The organism is Nostoc sp. DedQUE02 (assembly GCF_034531035.1).
Lineage (GTDB): Bacteria > Cyanobacteriota > Cyanobacteriia > Cyanobacteriales > Nostocaceae > Nostoc.
The window spans coordinates 43,252-61,812 of record NZ_JAVRBY020000045.1 but is presented as its reverse complement, the minus strand read 5'-3'; the positions used below and the strand labels follow the sequence as shown (position 1 = coordinate 61,812).

General features: G+C 43.4%; 14 protein-coding genes. 6 read left to right on the top strand and 8 right to left on the bottom strand.

All coding sequences use genetic code 11. The annotated features are described in order from the left end of the window. Nucleotides 1-240 precede the first annotated feature (240 nt). A complete protein-coding gene (locus RMX98_RS26355; protein ID WP_322678540.1) occupies nucleotides 241-903 on the bottom strand; it encodes a LuxR C-terminal-related transcriptional regulator in 663 nt (220 codons plus the stop codon). A 112-nt stretch (nucleotides 904-1,015) separates the two neighbouring features. Between RMX98_RS26355 and RMX98_RS26350 the strand changes: the two genes are divergently transcribed. After that, nucleotides 1,016-1,432 carry a DUF6220 domain-containing protein gene (locus RMX98_RS26350; RefSeq protein WP_322678539.1) on the top strand — a complete coding sequence of 139 codons (417 nt, stop codon included), beginning with the start codon at nucleotides 1,016-1,018 and terminating at the stop codon, nucleotides 1,430-1,432. A 199-nt stretch (nucleotides 1,433-1,631) separates the two neighbouring features. Continuing rightward, nucleotides 1,632-2,756 (top strand): site-2 protease family protein, encoded by a 1,125-nt coding sequence (locus RMX98_RS26345; RefSeq protein ID WP_322678538.1) that lies wholly within the window; start codon nucleotides 1,632-1,634, stop codon nucleotides 2,754-2,756. Between the two features lie 199 nt (nucleotides 2,757-2,955). Here the strand turns inward: RMX98_RS26345 and RMX98_RS26340 are convergent, their stop codons facing one another. The 5 genes from RMX98_RS26340 to RMX98_RS26320 all read right to left on the bottom strand — a co-directional run bounded on the left by RMX98_RS26340 (nucleotide 2,956) and on the right by RMX98_RS26320 (nucleotide 8,997). After that, nucleotides 2,956-5,163, bottom strand: coding sequence for a tetratricopeptide repeat protein (locus RMX98_RS26340; RefSeq protein WP_322678537.1), 2,208 nt, complete (start codon nucleotides 5,161-5,163; stop codon nucleotides 2,956-2,958). Nucleotides 5,164-5,470: 307 nt separating this feature from the next. Then, nucleotides 5,471-5,650 carry a photosystem II assembly protein Psb34 gene (gene psb34, locus RMX98_RS26335; RefSeq protein ID WP_322678536.1) on the bottom strand — a complete coding sequence of 60 codons (180 nt, stop codon included), beginning with the start codon at nucleotides 5,648-5,650 and terminating at the stop codon, nucleotides 5,471-5,473. Between the two features lie 162 nt (nucleotides 5,651-5,812). Continuing rightward, nucleotides 5,813-7,840, bottom strand: a complete 2,028-nt coding sequence (thiO, locus tag RMX98_RS26330) for a glycine oxidase ThiO (protein WP_322678535.1) — start codon at nucleotides 7,838-7,840, stop codon at nucleotides 5,813-5,815. 405 nt (nucleotides 7,841-8,245) lie between these two features. Further along, nucleotides 8,246-8,641: a hypothetical protein gene (locus tag RMX98_RS26325; RefSeq protein ID WP_322678534.1), complete on the bottom strand. Its 396-nt coding sequence runs from the start codon at nucleotides 8,639-8,641 to the stop codon at nucleotides 8,246-8,248. A 17-nt stretch (nucleotides 8,642-8,658) separates the two neighbouring features. After that, nucleotides 8,659-8,997, bottom strand: a complete 339-nt coding sequence (locus RMX98_RS26320) for a 2Fe-2S iron-sulfur cluster-binding protein (protein ID WP_322678533.1) — start codon at nucleotides 8,995-8,997, stop codon at nucleotides 8,659-8,661. Nucleotides 8,998-9,072: 75 nt separating this feature from the next. Between RMX98_RS26320 and cimA the strand changes: the two genes are divergently transcribed. Next, nucleotides 9,073-10,734: a citramalate synthase gene (gene cimA / locus RMX98_RS26315; protein WP_322678532.1), complete on the top strand. Its 1,662-nt coding sequence runs from the start codon at nucleotides 9,073-9,075 to the stop codon at nucleotides 10,732-10,734. 334 nt (nucleotides 10,735-11,068) lie between these two features. On the opposite strand, the gene RMX98_RS26310 is transcribed toward cimA, so the two are convergent. Beyond that, nucleotides 11,069-11,302 (bottom strand): hypothetical protein, encoded by a 234-nt coding sequence (locus RMX98_RS26310; RefSeq protein ID WP_322678531.1) that lies wholly within the window; start codon nucleotides 11,300-11,302, stop codon nucleotides 11,069-11,071. A 160-nt stretch (nucleotides 11,303-11,462) separates the two neighbouring features. Between RMX98_RS26310 and RMX98_RS26305 the strand changes: the two genes are divergently transcribed. Beyond that, nucleotides 11,463-13,586: a flavin-dependent dehydrogenase gene (locus RMX98_RS26305; RefSeq protein WP_322678530.1), complete on the top strand. Its 2,124-nt coding sequence runs from the start codon at nucleotides 11,463-11,465 to the stop codon at nucleotides 13,584-13,586. Nucleotides 13,587-13,737: 151 nt separating this feature from the next. Here RMX98_RS26305 and RMX98_RS26300 read toward each other — a convergent pair whose 3' ends face one another. After that, a complete protein-coding gene (locus RMX98_RS26300) occupies nucleotides 13,738-15,276 on the bottom strand; it encodes a hypothetical protein (RefSeq protein ID WP_322678529.1) in 1,539 nt (512 codons plus the stop codon). A 1,119-nt stretch (nucleotides 15,277-16,395) separates the two neighbouring features. Between RMX98_RS26300 and RMX98_RS26295 the strand changes: the two genes are divergently transcribed. Continuing rightward, the gene (locus tag RMX98_RS26295; RefSeq protein ID WP_322678528.1) at nucleotides 16,396-17,181 is read left to right on the top strand and encodes a cupin domain-containing protein; all 786 of its coding nucleotides are present in this window, start codon (nucleotides 16,396-16,398) and stop codon (nucleotides 17,179-17,181) included. Nucleotides 17,182-17,461: 280 nt separating this feature from the next. Next, nucleotides 17,462-18,520: a threonine aldolase family protein gene (locus RMX98_RS26290; RefSeq protein WP_322678527.1), complete on the top strand. Its 1,059-nt coding sequence runs from the start codon at nucleotides 17,462-17,464 to the stop codon at nucleotides 18,518-18,520. Nucleotides 18,521-18,561 lie beyond the last annotated feature (41 nt).

The window sequence follows — 18,561 nt, the reverse complement described above, 5'->3', positions numbered from 1 at the left end:
GTAAAGAGAGAATTTAGTAACATGCGCGACTATAAATACTTCAAAATACACTTAATTTATTTCTCCTCCCCTGCCTCCTCTGCCTCCCCTGCCTCAAGAGCTTGCCCACCTCACTCTCATCGCATTGCTCCCGCCAGAAAATAACCCCCTGATAGCCTTTCACTTTATATTTTTATAGAAATGGTTATCAGGGGGAGATGAAGAGAAAAGTTTGGGATTAATCAGGCAATAAAAAGTCATTTATTTTGAAATTGTGGAAAGCTTTGCAACCATGTGGGCGCGAGATGAAACTTCAAGCTTGCGAAACATCCTTTTTAAGGCTTGCTTGACAGAGTTTTCAGTAATCCAAAGTTCAGCACTAATTTCTGCATTGGTTTGTCCTTGAGCTACCAAAGAAGCAATTTGCATTTCACGGGGCGTTAAACGCTTTGTCTGTAATAGTGGTTGTTGTAATCGCGCCATTGTCACCCAAGTAGAAATGTGCAGACAAAGCGCACTCAAATCTGTGAGGTTTTGTGAATCAAATGCAGGCATTCCTTGCTGACGCGTCAAACCTACCACACCTACTAACTCACCATTGCTGATAATTGGCCCTGCCATGACGTGCCAGTGATCGGCACGAGGACAAATCAATTTCCATGTCTTAGGTTCTACTACCAAAGCTTCATGAACAGGGGCATGGCGTTCTAGTAAGTAGCGTGCAACTGGATTGTGTTGAGGTGATAATGCAATTTGCAGTGCTTTTTGAATCTTGCTGTCAACTAAAGAAATTTGGGCAAAGAAAAATAGCGCACATCGTGTAGCTGAAAAATACTCACTCATTTCTGCGGATATGTGCGATCGCAAAGTCTCTTCATCTTGAGCTTGAGCAATTCCATGAAATAGAGTTTGTAAGGCAACCATGATTTGCAAAGTGTACTCGTTCGAGGTCTAGGCGCAGTATCGCCACCAGATTTATCTTAGCTTTAGTCACACCAATTCAAATCCTTTGCTTAGTTTTTTGGATTACTTTACCATGACTATAAATACTGGCATTGATGACACACAGATGTCTGGGCGCTGGATTCAAATCAGTTTTTTAATCGCCGCAGTGCTTTTCAATCTCTGTTTAATAATTCAAATATTCAGTGTTGGATTGGCTTACTTTTACAACTCTGATTGGTGGAACCTACATATTTGGCTCGTGCGAGGATATAGCGGACTCTCACTAATTTTGTTGGTATGGGTGTTTTTAATTCCATTTCCTCGAAGAATCCGAAATCTTACAGCAAGTATGCCAGTGCTGCTAGGATTGCAATTTCTCACAATTCATTTGCATTTTTTGCCTTTAGCAGTATTCCACCCACTCATCGGCTTTTCTTTATTCTCTATTTCCACAACCCTAGTGCATCGGACATCGCACATCGTATTTCCCAACTACAACCAAGACTAACTAAATCGTTGAGGAAATACAACTTTCAATTCTTTTCACATCCTGAATTGATATGTTCCCAATATTCCCAATAACCGCACCTTTACAGACGGACACCACTACCGCTATCAAGATTAAAATCTCTTAACCTTTCGTTACACTAGAGACATCGAGAAGAAAGAAAGCAAACTTCTCGAAGCTGAAATCAAAGGTGAACGACATGAATGGCACAATTCGCGTTGGTAATCTCTTCGGAATTCCCTTCTATATCCATCCGTCATGGTTTTTAGTTCTGGGTTTAGTCACTTGGAGCTATAGCAGTGGACTGGCGGCGCAATTTCCCCAATTATCTGCGGGATTAGCTTTGCTACTAGGATTGATGACAGCGCTGATGTTATTTGCCTCTGTCGTCGCCCATGAACTAGGCCACAGTTTCGTTGCCATTGGTCAGGGAATTGATGTCAAATCCATCACCCTGTTTATATTTGGCGGTTTGGCGAGCTTAGAAAAAGAGTCGAAAACTCCAGGTGAGGCTTTCTGGGTTGCGATCGCCGGGCCAATGGTAAGCTTACTACTATGCGGTATCGTTACAGCGATTGGTGTTACTACTGCTGCATCAGGGCCGTTAGCTGCAATCCTTGGTGTTCTAGCTTCCGTTAACTTGGCATTAGCCCTATTTAACCTGATTCCTGGCTTGCCTTTAGATGGCGGAAATATACTGAAATCCATTGTTTGGAAAATTACAGGTAATCCTTATAAAGGTGTAACCTTTGCGAGTCGAGTTGGGCAAATCTTTGGTTGGGTAGCAATTCTTTCAGGCGTACTTCCCCTACTATTATTTGGCAGCGCCGATAACTTCTGGAATTTGTTAGTTGGCTTCTTCTTGTTGCAAAATGCTGGTAATTCGGCTCAATTTGCCAGAGTGCAAGAAAAACTCACAGGTTTGACTGCTGAGGATGCTGTAACTCATGACAGCCCGATTGTATCTGCTAATCTTACCTTGAGAGAGTTTGCCGATGAGCGAGTCATCAGTGGGCAAAACTGGCATCGGTTCTTAGTGACTGATGATCATGGACAATTAGTAGGTGCGATCGCAATTGATAATTTACGAACCATCCCCACAGCACTGTGGTCAGAAACTCAAGTCAAACAAGTCATGCGACCAATTACCGAATCTACCACAGTCCAATCAGATCAACCTCTGTTGGAAGTCATGCAGTTACTCGAACAACAAAAACTATCTGTGCTTCCCGTGATTGGTGAGAATGGTGTTCTAGTTGGAATCTTAGAAAAAGCTGCAATTATCCAGCTACTTCAAAGCCGAACTCAACCTAATCCTGCATAGTAGAGACGCGCATTACGTCTTTCTAAAAACGGCAAACCTTTGTAGAGACTCGGTAAAGCGCGTCTCTACATTTTTATTTATGCTTCATATCTCAATACGCTTGGGATAAGCTTTTATTCTCCCCCCCTGCTTCCCCTGCATCCCCTGCTCAAGAACAGCCTGCCTCAACAGATAAATTTCTTAACCCAAGCGTATTGCTTTATATCTTTGACAAAATCTCTGGCAACAGCTGACTAGGAACTTTAGATAAAGCCAGATTTTGTCCCTGTATGCCTAATTCATTATGAAAAGCACGAATAGTTTTCACCACATAAGTGAAAGTTGTTTGATAAGCCTCTGGTTGTTTACTTAATCCGTTTAGGGCTTGCAAATGATTATCTAATGCTACTTCTAAGTGTTGAGAACGTGTCGCTTTATCGCCCTTAAAAGATTCATCTATTACTAGCTGATAATGGGCCAGTCCCAGATTATTATAAGAGGCAAGCAAATCAAAACTTAAAGAAGTATTGCTAAGTGAATGAGCCAAAGCTATAGCTTCTTCGTAAGCGCTGATACATAGTTGCAGATATTTTTGCCGTGCCTCTTTAGTTGTCTGAGATAGGTTTGCTAAATGCCAGTAGGCAGTACCCAGATTATTTTGGGTAGCGGCGCAGGCACTAGGAACATTAGCTGGAGTGCGATACTTGAGAGCTTCGCTATAAACATCTATAGCTAGCTGGAGATTTTGGGCAGGTTGTTCGTATTGTGCCAGATTCCAGTAGGCAGTACCAATATTGTTTTGAATCATGCCATACTTGAGCGGTTCTTCTTCTGGGTTATAGTGTACAAGTGCTTCATTGTAAGCTGCGATCGCTTTCTTTAAATGCACAATCGGTTGGTTGTATTGCCCTAAATGCCAGTAAGCAGTACCCAAATTATTCTGACAAGCCGCATACTTTAATGAATCCATATCGGCTGTACGATAGTTGAGCGCTTCACTGTAAGCTAAGATTGCTTGCTGCCAATTTTCTGATGGTTGAGAAAAACGAGCTAAATCGCCATAGGCTGTCCCCAAATTATTTTGCACACGAGCGTAAGTTTCCGCGTGTGTCTGGGGTGAAATCATCTTTAACGCCAACTGATAAAACTCTATTGCCTGCTCTATATAAGTTTGTCCTTCCTCTGAATTGGGTGGTGTGCGGTATAGCATCCAGTAGAGTGTACCCAAGTCATTCAAGATATCTGGGAGTTGTGGTGAGCTTTCGTCATAGCTAATTGCTTCCTGATAGGCAATAATTGCCACCATCAGGTTTTCTAAGGTTGACTCTCCTTGCTCAATACGAAGGCGGTATAAAGTGCCCAAGCGATGATAAGCTTCTGCCAGTATCTCCCCTGGAACAAGATTTTCGTGTAATTCTTCAATCTCTAACAAAATCTGCTGTGGTTGTAAGGAACCCTCAGGATTTTGAGCAATATTTGTGTTGATTGTTGCTATTACTAGCTCCGTTAACTCGCTGCTAATATAAGATAAAGACGACAAAGATTGATTATTACTACCAGACCTATTAGTGGATTCCTGATGTTGTGGCGCAGCCTTCAATAAATCCGCAGTTAACGGCAAACCTTCCTGGATTTTATCTACGCCTTTCCCTTGTATCTCTGGTGGAAAATCGGAATTATTCTCAAACTTTAACTCGGTGGCTGCGGTTCTGAGTTCTACTTGGTTAACTGATTCATCTAGAATCGACTGCTCAATATTCCCTAATTCCAAGCTTCTAGAACGTGAAAAACTTTCTGGATAGCCTGAATTCTGAATTGCTGGTGTGGGTTCTCCAGCAAACACAAATACGCCAGTACGGGAATGCCAAAACTGTGGTGCTGATTGCTTGATAGCAGATAACCAAGGACGGGGTATCCACAATAGCAAGTTAGATTCGAGGAATCGGCTGGATTCTTTTGTAGAGAAATATTGTTCACTTAAGCGGAGATAGTGCAAAAATAAGCGTTGTGTTGCCACTGGTTGCTTAGTGAGATGCTCCACACCGACAATCTGAAATGCTGGTACTGGAAAAGGTCTTCCAGGGGTATCTTTTGATGCTCCAACAATTGGCGGTGGATAATTAGCCAACCATTGATTAATTTGGATTATGGGATTGGGATCGTTTAAATTCAAACGTAACGTTACCAATCGCGGATAAGCTGGAGTGCTATTTTCCTGAGCATTTGATGACTGGTATAGCACTTGTCCAACAGGATAAGCCAATGTAGAATGCAAACGGGCTGCTACCTGATTTCTCAAGTGTAAATCATCACATACCGCTAAAAAGAGTTGTCGTCGTAAGCCAAGACTTAGGGCAAGTTTTAGGCGGTGGTATACTTGCCGATTCCAAGTAGAATTATTGTTGTGTGCAGTATCATTCACGCTCATAGCGGCTAAAGAGCCAAAACGCAGTATGTATCACCTTTCTGGATGCATCTAAGTTGGCTAAACTCATAATAAAAATGATTTTTAAGTAGATGTTGCACAGATCAGGATAACTAGAGCTTTTAGGTTTAGTACAATGTCCAAGCTAGTTTTGAACAAAATCCTGTCCAGAATAAAAAGTATATAATTATACATTAAATTGCTAATTCAATTTTAACAAAAAATAAAAAAGCAGGCTCCTCTTAAAATCGGAACCTGAAAAACTATAAAGATGAAATTTTATTAAAATGTATTATGCCCAACAGAAAGATCAGCTGGCAGTAGAAACAAAGAAGGCTACTAAAATCAAGCCACCAATCAAAGCTGTAGCACCGATTCCCAAGAAAATATAGGTTCGCTTTTGCCCTTCTGTGGGAGGTTCTGCTTGATAAATCTTTGGTTCGCGGGCAAAATTATTTAGAAGACCGCCTTCTTCATTTGTATAGGGCATGAATTAATTCCTTTATCTTTATCGTTCATTTAATGTTACATAAATGCTAAATCCGCTCTTAAACTGCTAGACAAATCGTTACATTGGGGATTGGGAATTGGTTATTTTGCTTGTCTGCCTTGTCTGTCTATTCTCCATGCCCCATTCCCCATGCCCCATTCCCTAACTAGTAATCGTCCCAGTTAGAGGAGAACTGGGACTGGCGTAATCTTTGATAGGCATCCTGCCAGCAAGGTATGCGAGACGACCGGCAACTGCTGCTAAATTCATGGCACGAGCCATTGCTGCTGGGTTTGGAGAAAGAGCGATCGCACTATTAATTAACAAAGCATCTGCTCCCAATTCCATTGCTTGGGCGGCTTCTGAGGGTGAACCAATCCCGGCATCTACCACGACTGGCACACCCGCATTTTCGATGATAATTTGGATGTTGGCGGTTGTTTTTAGCCCTTGTCCAGAACCAATCGGCGATGCTAAAGGCATTACCGTTGCACAGCCTACTTCTTCTAAACGCTTGGCTAACATGGGGTCAGCGTTAATATAAGGCAATACTGCAAAGCCTTCTTTAACTAATTGTTCTGCGGCTTGCAACGTCCCAATCGGATCTGGGAGTAAATACTTAAGATCAGGTATTACTTCTAACTTTACAAAATTGTTATCTTCCTGCCCTAACAACTTTGCCATTTCTCGCCCCAAACGCGCCACCCGAATCGCTTCTTCAGCAGTTTGGCAACCTGCGGTATTGGGCAACATCCAGATTTTTGTCCAATCCAAGGCTTCAGCTAAACCTTCATGTCCGGGAGCCTTGGTTTGTACCCGTCGTACTGCCACAGTAACAATCTGGCAATCACTAGCGGCGATGCTTTGCTGCATTTCCTCAATGCTGCGATACTTCCCGGTTCCTGTCATCAAACGGGATTGAAAAGTTTTGCCAGCAATAATTAGTGGTGAGTCTTGAATGGGAAGTGGTGGCTGCTGTGGCGATATGGCAGGGCGATGCCCGTTGGAGAAATTGGCAGAGTGAGTCAGCATTGGGGTGGAGGTAGATGGCTGGGACTGGAAGCGCGAATAATGGAAATCAGCAAGTAGCGGGTCAGATTTTTGTTCCAAGATTAAATCGGCAATTAAGGCGGCGGTTACGGGCGCAAGTAAAATCCCGTTACGGTAATGACCAGTAGCAAAGGTTAAATTTTGACAGTGGCTAGTGCCAAGGATGGGCAACTCATCAGGGGTAGCTGGGCGAAATCCCCACCAAAACTCCTGGATGGGATAATGCTTTAGTTGGGGATACAAGCGGATGGCAGCTTGTAGTAATTTTTGAATCCCTTCTGGGGTGTTGTTGGGGATAAAACCAACGTCTTCGCTTGTTGCCCCAATAACGAGGCGATCGCGTCTCGGTACGATGTAAATATCCTGCCCAAACAAAACCCGTTTTAAAGGCAATTCTGGCGCAAATTCCGGTATCCGCACACTCAGCATTTGTCCTTTTCTGGGTAGCACGGGTAGTGGTAACAATTCATTTGACCAAGCACCTGAAGCTAAAACATAGTGCGCGGCGCGAATTATTCCTGCATTGGTTTGCACGCCAATCACTTGCCCTTGTTGCTGTAAAAATGCTTCTACTGTAATACCATCTTTGAGTTCAACACCAATAGACTCAGCCGCCGTCCACAATACGCGAGCTAGAGCCTTATTATCAACTTGTGCGTCTTCAGGATACCACCAACCACCAACTACCTCTGCTCCCAATCCTGGCTGATATTGATGAATTGCCTCTTTGTTTAACCAGTAAGACGGGGAAGAGGCAGAGGGGCAGAGGGGCAGAGGGGCAGAGGAGGAAAAATCCTCTTTTTTGCCTGCTCCCTTGCTCCCTTGCTCCCCTGTTCCCCTGCCTTCTTCAAACACTGGTGCAAGGATGCCACAGGGACGGTAGCCAGTATTTAAGCTGGTCAGTTCTTCTAATTTGCGCGTCCAGTCGGGATATAAAGCACGCGATCGCCAACATAAGGAACGCATTGCCCCATTAGCGATGTTTTCCGCATCTGGTGCCAGCATTCCGGCGGCGGCATGGGTAGCGGCAGCTTGGAAGTCACGACAAAGCACGGTGACGTTTGTCCCGCGCAGTTTTAGTTCAATAGCGATCGCTAAACCAATAACGCCGCCACCAATAATTACAGTCTCACTAGTCATTAGTCATTAGTTATTAGTCATCTATCATTAGCCATTTATCATTAGTACATAACTAATAACTTATAACTAATAACTCATAACTTATAACTTATAACTCGTAACTAAAGACGAATCTATCTTTAGGAGTGCTGTTAGCGGAAGCGGGGCGTTTAGCCCGTGTTGTTAGCGGTAGCGCCGCGTTGAGCCAGTGCTGAGTTACTCAGAGAGCGAAATGAGGGAATTGAAGTAAGGACGCATTATTTCTTGTCTGCTTAAGACTCGAAATAAATATGTATTTCTTTTTCCATGTCGCCGATGCTCTTAATTCTCTTCGAGACACCCAAGGGACAAACTAATTTTATGCCTAGTCGGTCTAATTTTACTTTTTACTCAGCACTGGTTACTCAAAACTTAGCAATGTTTGAGTTACCACAAAGCGCGAATCGGTTCGCTGCTTTGATTTGTATCGCTGGATGGTGTGTTTTGGGAAGAATCTGTATTGCCGTCTGTTGTAGTGTCAGAAGGTGATGTTGAGTCATCAGCAGAATTCTGGGCAACGTTACTCCTGTTGTCAGGTCTTGGGGCTACAATGCCGCGCCTGTTTTCGTTTGTTTGAGTTGTTTCATTTCCTTCAGTTGCAGTCTCATCATTCTTACTGCCTGCACTGCTATTAACATTGATATTAGCTGGGAGGACTTTTGCTGCTTTGCCACCGGGAGCGTTAGCGGTTTGCACGCCCATAGGAAAGTTGATGCCTAGTAATGTACCAAGCAGAATGGCTAAACCTCCAGCCATCAAAATTAAGGGTGTCCATCTACCCATTTTGTCTTACTCCTTTTTTAACCTTTTGGTGTCCACACTATTCGAGAACCCTGTCCCCAAAATCCATCAAACTTTGTCACTTTCACATCGCCTAAAACCTGAGTTTGACAGGCTAAACGCAAGTCTGTTGTAGGAGAATGGGGAGGAAGCGAACGCCGCGCAGGGTCGCGCCAATTCGCTGCTGATACTTTGCCCTCTACCTTAACCGCGCAGGTACCACAACTGCCAATGCCCCGACAGTTTATTACCTTAGCACCGTCATTGTAGAGGTTAATACCATTTTGCAGCAAAATCTTGCGGAGATTGCTTCCTTGCTCGCAATCAATTGTTTTACCTTCAGCTAGTACTTTAGGCATTTTTAAATTGCCAAACTGGCTTTTTGTTGTATATTGACACATTGCCTTGAAAGTTGTCTCGTCGGTCCCAGTTTTATGACCACAAATTCTTCACCTCAACTTTGGCTCTATGACACTACATTACGCGATGGCACTCAGCGCGAGGGGCTATCAGTATCGATAGAAGATAAGTTACGCATTGCCCGTAGACTCGATCAACTGGGAATTCCCTTTATTGAAGGCGGCTGGCCTGGTGCCAATCCCAAGGATGTCCAATTTTTCTGGCAACTCCAAGAAGATCCGCTCAAACAAGCTGAAATTGTCGCTTTTTGTTCGACTCGCCGCCCTAATTCCACAGCCGCAACCGAACCGATGCTACAGGATATTTTGGCTGCGGGAACTCGCTGGGTAACGATTTTTGGCAAGTCTTGGGATTTACATGTGACAACCGGACTCAAGACGACATTAGAAGAAAATTTGGCGATGATTCGCGACACCATTGAGTACCTCCGTTCTCAAGGTCGTCGCATTATCTACGATGCCGAACATTGGTTTGATGGCTATAAGCACAATCGAGATTATGCTTTACAGACATTAGAGGTTGCGATCGCCTCTGGTGCGGAATGGCTAGTCCTCTGTGATACCAATGGCGGCACTTTACCCCACGAAATTAGCCAAATTGTTCAAGATGTCATTAGTCATTTGTCATTGGTCATTTGTCAAAATCCAATGACGAAGGACAAAGGACAAAGGACAATTCCTCAAATTGGAATTCATACTCATAACGATTCGGAAATGGCGGTTGCTAACGCAATAGCCGCCGTGATGGCAGGGGCAAAGATGGTACAGGGCACAATTAATGGTTATGGTGAACGTTGCGGTAATGCTAACCTTTGTTCTTTAATTCCCAATTTACAACTGAAGGCAGGTTACAGTTGTATCACAGAAGACCAGCTCACAGAACTTACAGAAGCGAGTCGTTTTGTGAGTGAGGTCGTCAACCTTGCGCCAGATGAACACGCTCCCTTTGTGGGACGTTCGGCTTTTGCACACAAGGGTGGTATTCATGTATCAGCTGTAGAACGTAATCCCCTAACTTACGAACACGTTCAACCGGAACAAGTCGGAAATCGTCGCCGCATTGTAATTTCTGAACAGTCGGGACTGAGCAATGTTTTAGCCAAAGCCCGCAGTTTTGGTATTGAACTCGATCAGCAAAAGGCAGAGGCGAGAGAAATTCTCCAGCGTCTCAAAGATTTGGAGAGCGAAGGATTTCAATTTGAAGCAGCAGAAGCCAGTTTCGTGTTGCTGATGCACGAAGCTTTGGGAGACCGTCAGAAATTTTTTGAAGTCAAAGGTTTTCAAGTCCACTGCGACTTGATTGAAGGGAAAGAAACTAGTAATGCCCTAGCTACAGTCAAAGTTGCTGTTGACGGCAAAAATATTTTGGAGGCGGCGGAAGGTAACGGCCCCGTGGCAGCTTTGGATGCAGCTTTACGCAAGGCTTTGGTGAACTTTTATCCCCAAATTGCAACTTTTGATTTGACAGATTACAAAGTGCGGATTCTCAACGGACATACGGGCACTGCGGCAAAAACCCGTGTGTTGGTAGAATCAGGCAATGGTCGTCAACGCTGGACGACGGTAGGCGTTTCCACCAATATTTTGGCGGCTTCCTATCAAGCCGTGGTGGAGGGCTTAGAATATGGTTTGTTATTGCACTCCCAAGCGGAAAAGGCTTTGAAAGCTTCTGGTTGACGAAAGTCGCTATGTAGTGTGAGCAGATTTTGAGTTTTTTGATGAGGGCCCTGATCGTTGATCCACAAAAAAGACCTCTGGTGCAAACCAGAGGTCTTTCCGTTGGAGAACGTTATAAAATTCATTAGCAACGTAAAACGCTGATATGGTTAATTTAGTGGCTTCTGTGCCATGAATGCAAAAACACCAACCCAATTGCAATTCCATCCTGACAATTATTGTTACTCCTATACCTAAAATGCGTAGGCGCAGCCCGCCGCAGGCATCGCCAATATTTAGGTACAGACCAAAAAATCTAATGCTGCGACCAAAACTTCATCATACTTACAAGGTTTTAGGAGAACTTTTCCCAACATTGGGCAACTAATTGGCTCAACCAGCGACGCTGTTGCTGATCCAGCAGTGGGTCATCTGCTAGCAATTGAGCGGTTAATTCTTCCAAAGATTGACCCTGAGCGCGGACAATTTTAATTACTCCAGCGATCGCACTGGCAACTAGTTCTTCATCAATCGGCTGTTGTCGCAGGGCAACAATTTCTTGGGTACTGTCTGGAATGGGATAATTCATGGGGTGGGTTTACACTTTTACAAAATGAACAATAAATTTGACAAAATCTTAAAATTTCTTCACTGAATCTTTACGAAACTAATAGGGCGGAGTTTACCTTACTTTGTGCCTTCATAAAATCTGTCTTAGTGAATAGATTGAACGGAGATGTCAGGAAACGATGAAAGAAATCCTTTATTTAGAAGTTCCAACTGCGGATATAGCAACTGTGCGTAACTGGTTACAAACAGACTTTGAACCAGGAAATGGAGAAAAAGTGCTTACATCGGAAGGCTTTCGCCTCAAAATACCCACTGCAACTACAAATGCTGGGATGGCTATTTCCGAAAACTTGCCTGCGGAACTTTCGGTATTTGTCTGGTCAGTGCAACGAACTACTTATCTGAAAGTGTTTCGTTGGGCAGAAAACCCCTTTCCCAGTGAGAAAGATATCCTGCAACACTTGACCAAGGAAATCAGAAGCCGTTTTCCGCATCATTACCCAGAACCGCCAGCAATTGATTTATCCCAGCAATCGATTTTTGCCGCGCTAGGCTCTGATTACCCCCTCACCGTCAAGTATTTTCAGAAAATGCCCAACGGTGAATATGACCTCACGCGTGCCTACTGGTGGGAACAACGATGGCGCGAAGGAGTACGAAATCCGCAGCAACCCCGGCAGGTGGTGTTTTCCAGTCAAGGGAACTGGGGAAAAGGTAATCCCAATACCCAATCCCTAATCCCTAATCCCCAGTACGACATCATCTACATCGGTGGCGCATTAGGCGCTATTCATGCAGCACTGATGGCAAAACTAGGATATAAAGTCCTGGTGGTGGAACGAATGCCCTTTGGGCGGATGAACCGAGAATGGAATATTTCGCGCGATGAGATTCAAAGCTTGGTTAACCTGGGTTTAGTCACCCCCACTGAGTTAGAAACCATCATTGCCAGGGAATACAAAGACGGATTCAATAAGTTTTTTGATGCTAATAATCCATCCAAACTGCGATCGCCTGTCCTCCACACACCCACAGTCCTAAATTTAGGCTTAGATTCCGAAAAATGGCTCCAAATGTGTGGGCAAAAACTGCAAGCGGCAGGCGGTGATATCTGGGATGAAACAGAGTTTATCCGTGCAGATATTGATATATCACAAGTCATTTTGAAAGTCAAGCACTTACCTAGTCAGATTGAAAAAGAAGTAAGTGGACGACTGCTAATCGATGCAATGGGAACTGCATCCCCCATCGCTTGGCAATTGAATGGTGGTCGTGCTTTCGATAGTGTATGTCCGACAGTGGGAGCGGCAATTGAGAGCGGATTTGAACCGGGCGTGTGGGATTCCCAGTATGGAGACGTTCTTTACAGTCATGGGGATATTTCGCGGGGAAGGCAGTTAATTTGGGAACTGTTTCCGGGAGCAGGTGATGAACTAACGATTTATTTATTTCATTACCACGAAGTCAACGCTGAAAATCCTGGTTCCTTGCTAGAGATGTACGAGGACTTTTTCACGATTTTGCCAGAGTATCGCAGGTGCGATATGGACAAATTGGTGTGGAAGAAGCCGACATTTGGGTATATACCAGGGCATTTTAGTGTCGGAAGTAGCGATCGCACAGTTGCCTTTGATCGATTGATTGCGATTGGTGATGCGGCATCACTCCAGTCTCCCCTCGTCTTCACCGGTTTTGGTTCTCTAGTTCGCAACTTAGAACGCTTAACAACACTGTTGGATACTGCCCTCAAACATGACTTGTTGAGTTTCCGACACTTGAACCAAATTCGCGCCTACCAAAGCAACGTTTCTGTGACTTGGCTATTTTCCAAGGGCATGATGGTGCCCACAGGAAAATTTTTACCACCAGAACGGATTAACGCCATGCTTAATACCTTTTTTGGGCTGTTAGCAGACGAACCTCTAGAGGTAGCAGATAACTTCATCAAAGATAAGTGTGATTGGTTAACCTTTAACCGCCTAGCACTGAAAGCAGCTAGGAAAAATCCTGCCTTACTTTTATGGATTTGGGAACTTGCTGGCCCTAGAGATTTAATGCGATGGCTTGGTAGTTATTTAAACTTCGGTCGTCATGCCCTAGTTAGCGCTTTACTAAGTTCGTGGTTCGGGCGCTTCTTGAATCGGGTGAATTTTTGGCTAGAACCCCGGAATCCGGGACTGTGGCTATGGCTGTTAGCGATTAATTATGCGATCGCCACAGGCAAACCGCGATCGCGCGCTCAAGTAGCAAAAGCCAGTTCAGAAGCCATAATTCCCAAGTCAGAAGCAAGAATTCTGAATTAGTTCATCGGGCATGGGGCAATACGCTTGGGTTAAGCAAATTTATCTGTTAAGGCAGGCAGGGGGAGCAGGGGGAGAGAAAAAAGCTTAACTGAACTGTATTGGGGCATGGGGCACTAATCACTTGTACAGACGCGATTAATCTACGTCTCTCCTAACTCTTGGGACGAAAATTCGGCAATTCTACAGATGCCAATGACTTACGCCCCTTGGGTGGACGCTGGGGATAAACCACTGGTGAAGGTGAACTGGCATCATTAGTGTTATCACCTGACAACTCTGGAGATAAATCAGTTGCTGACAATTCCAACTGCGTCAATTGTGAAACTTCTGACCAGTAGTCTTCAGTTTCTCCAACAGGCGTTTCGGTATGAGGTTGAGTAGAGGAAACCATGAAATTATTGGCTGGTGAAACCACAGAATCCGTCGTCCAAGAAATGGAGGTAGTTGCAGGAGGATTAATTTCTGCTTCCAATTGCTCCTCCTGTGGATTTTCTAGTTCCTCATCCTCTTCTAAGATTGTTGCCAAAGTTTCCCAAATAGGCGCATCACTTTCATCCGTTTTCGCAGCAGATGGTGGTGATGTAGATGCTGGCTGGGAGGTGAAAAACATTTGGATTAGACTATCTAATTGCTGATCTAAATTTGATGAACCCGAAGGTAAAACCGCTTCAGTTGTATCTGGGGAATCGTCAACTTGTGCAGATGGTGCTGGTTGCGTTGGTATTGGCGTGTCTTTCTTAACTGTCCAGTTCCAAGGAGATGATGGCGTGGGAGGGGCTTCATTTCTTTGGAATGGGATTGGTGCTGAAGGTTCGCCCCAAGAATTATCTACATCGTCACTCAAGGATTCTGGTTCACCTGACCAAGGTTTAATTGGCTGTGCATTAGGAAACAAAGACCGAGCTTTTCTAGAGAATCTTCCTTGGCTACTAGTTATGTCTTTAGGGTGTTTTGCAGCATCGTCTAAGGAGTCATAGCTAGGAACAGATGTATCTAGACATTTTTCCAAAGCTGCTTTGAATTGCAGTGTCTGGCGTTGTTGTCGCATAAGTCTAGTACGTAACTCCCGACAAGCATTTTCTGATTGCAATAACTGCTGAGACTGTTCGTTATTGTTAGTGTGTAGCAACGTACATTCTCGTTCTAACTGGGCAAGACGTTGTTGGCTAATTTGGAGTTGTGCTTTATAAGTATCAATGAAAAGTTCTTGGCGTTGAACAGTTTGGACAGCAGTTTCTAATTTTTGAAATAGGGATTTTATCTGTTCTTGAGCAGCAGCGAGTTCCTGAGTATGTTGGTTAAGCATCGACTCACTAACACTAGAACGCGTTTTCTGCCACTGCAAAACCTTTTCTGACTCAGCTAGGTTGTCTTTTAGCTGCTCCACTTGCTCGTACAAGTTATTATTAGCCGCACGTAATTCTTGGTTCAATGCCAGCAGGTTCTGAAATTCCGAGTCAATAAGTGCCTGTTTGCCGCTTTCAGGCTCTGCAACCCAGTCTTGCTGGGTGGTATCTTGTGAAAATTGTGTATCTTCAGCTGGCATCAGGAGTGGCAGTTTTTTAACTGTCATACTGTCATTAGGCACAACTGAGTAAAAGGGACAACTCGCCTGTTCTGATTGTGGCGAATTAGCAGAATTTAGGGATTCCATCACAGCCCCCTTGTTTGAGGTGTCAGCTTCATTCATCACTCTTGACTCACCTGCTTAAAAATATTTAGCAGTGCTGGCATTAGCATTGCTTATCAACCTTGTCTGATCAGGGTTTGCTCTAGAAGCTAAGTTTAACTCTCTCTAAGCACCAGCAATTAATTATCAATTGGTGTTCCCCATTTGTATCTAGACTGATGCCGTTATAACACTACGATGATGTTGCCCGTCAAGAAGAGACGGAAGGGGAATTCAAGCCGCCTTTGGGGATAGGCGGCAGAGAAGAGGAACCCGATGCTTAAAAACTAAACTGTATTGGCTGATGAAGTTTTTCTACATCGAAAAACTGCTTCACTACATAAATTATTGTCTATAATCGCATCCCCCTTAATATCTAAATTAAAAATGTATTCCTCAATACTTTTTCCGCTAACTTTTTTATTACTTAGGATAGATGTCAGTACAAGTATTTATTATAAAAGACTAATTTTATAGTCCTTACGCATTGGCAAAGACAATTAACCGTTAGTTACCTTTAGTTAAAAGGCAGAGCTTTGTAATCTCTTGTAAGAGTTAGAGCCTCCCGGTCAACTAGGAGGTAACGCCTGTAAACGAGGCAGAGTAAGACTTTTAACTTAAAAAACTTATATTTCAGATGATGGTCAATATGTAAAGTACTTAAGTATTCTTCTATTATTTTGGGCGATCGCTACTCTATCTCAGCAAACAACTAAGAGCTTCTGCTAGAACTAAAATATCAGGAAACCATGATAATTAAGTATTAATACGTATAAAACTATCTTGAAGAGGTAGTAATTTACTTAAGTAATATAATTAAATTTTTTTAAAGAATAATCTTAACTTGATAAAGGGTTTTTCTGAGTAGATACAGTCCTAGCAAGCAATTTCAAGCTTAGTTAGCGAGAGTCTTTCTTTAACAACTTACCTTCAATGTATCAAGCTTGTTTAATAACTACAAGAAAATTGTTTAAAGTATACTTTACTACTTATATTAGAAAATACATTGTATCTTATTTTAGTGTTACTAAAAAATACTTAAGTAATAAAACGGATACAGTTTTTAATTCATTTAATAAATAATAATTGCAATAACCGAGTTTTCCACTAGGCAAATAACATAAATAACACATATAAATTATGCAACACTTAGCCAAAACGCTATTACAAAAACAAGCCCAAAATATTTGTCTTGAATCTGAACTATTTAGCATTCCTATGGAAGACCGCCAGAAGTTCTACTGTCAGCGATTCCTAGAGGTGACAAAACTTGACTACACGATGACGGGTCATCCATCGAGTGCTTGTTGGGTTATCAATTCTATCAAAGTTAATGAGAGTGAAAAAGATACACACTTTATATTTGTTTCAGAGGGCGAAGTTACCCTCAATAGCAGTAACGGAGAGTTCTTATTGCGAAAAAACTGCTTTGCCGCAGTTCCAGGGAACTTTTCTTTGGATGGTATAGGAAAAGTGTTAGTTGCAACACGACTCAACTACACTGGACTTTTCACAATTGGGGGGCCTATTGAACCATTAGGGCGATTGAATTATATTGATGGCTGCTCTTCAACAGTTCTGATTAATCCTTTAAGACGTGGAGAACCCTGCTTGAATTTCCTCTACGTTCCTCCAGGTGTATCGCAAACTCCCCATACTCATCCCTCATTGCGGATCGGGCTTGTCGCTGCGGGTAGTGGAACTTGCCAGGTGGACGAAGGAACGTTCAAAATGGAGCCGGGAACGGTCTTCTGTCTTCCAGAAAACAAGTTACATAGCTTCAGTGCGATTGATGATTCCTTAAGAATTATTATCTATCATCCAGATTCTGATGTAGGCCCAACTGATGATTCCCATACGATGCTGAATAATACTTTTGTTGGAGAAAAGTCAGCCAAAGTTCTGGATGCGATTAGAACCAAATAACCACGCTCATCAGGTTTGCCTTTTCATTCGAGGATTGTAAAGGCAATCTTGTGTTAAGCTGCTACGCATTTAATTTGTATATTTAAACGCATAATTAATTTCTTTTGCAAGGCTGCTAGATCCCCGACAACTTCCGCGAAGTCGGGAATCTGAACAGTACAAAACTATTAAAACTTTTGCGATAGACCGCTAGTAGAGAAGGGGCTGTTCTTGTTAGGTCTGATTGCACTCAACCCAGAAGTACTATATAAACCACTACATACGTATTCTAGGAGTGCTGATGATTCTGCTGACAAGCGATACTGAAACAAAGCCGACACTGGCGATGCGACAAGCGATCGCCACGGCTGAAGTTGGAGATGAGCAAAAAGGAGAAGATCCGACCGTTAATCAATTGCAAGAACGGGTTGCAGATTTACTAGGCAAAGAAGCCGCTCTTTTCTTTGCCTGTGGAACCATTTGCAACTTTGTAGCAATCAAGACCCATACTCGCCCTGCTGATGTAGTGCTAGTAGAGCAGATGGCACATATTATTCGAGCTGAATCGGGCGGTGCGGCGATGACTTCTGGTGTGCTGATGGAACCGATCGCCAGCGATCGAGGAATTTTTACAATCAATGCTCTGGCTCAATCACTTGAAAGAGTTGCGACTGCCCCTTACCTTTACTCTGCAATTCCCCGCTTATTGTGTGTAGAGCAAACTCACAATTTTGGAGGGGGTTCGGTTTGGCGGCTCAATGAATTACGTGAGGTTTGCGAGTTCTCCCGTCAAAAAGGTTTAGCTACCCACATGGACGGGGCACGGCTTTTAAATGCAGTTGTTGCATCTCAAATTCCAGCCAAGGATTTTGCTGCCTGTGTTGATTCTGTGTGGATTGACTTTACTAAAGGATTGGGTGCACCAATCGGTGCTGTTCTTGCAGGTACACGGGAGTTCATCGCAGAATCACGTCGATATAAACACATTTTTGGTGGCGCAATGCGTCAAGCTGGCATTGTTGCAGCAGGTTGTCTCTATGCGCTTGACCATCATGTTGAACGTCTACAAGAAGACCACGATAACGCAACTTATCTGGCTCAACGACTGAGTGAAATCGAAGGAATTACAGTTCAAGATCCAAAACCTGAGACAAACATTGTATTTTTTGATGTTTCAAGATTAGGACTCGACAAAGCCATATTTCTCACTCTGTTACAGGAGCATAATGTGAAAATGGGAGCGGTTGGTCATTCTATTCGAGCAGTCACTCATTTAGATGTTTCGCGGGCTGATATCGATTTGGCGGTTGATGCTATTTCCAAAGTTGCGAAATCCTCGTGGCACAAGATAAGGGAGTAGGATTCCCCTACTAAAAATTCGGCGTTGCTGATTCCATGTAT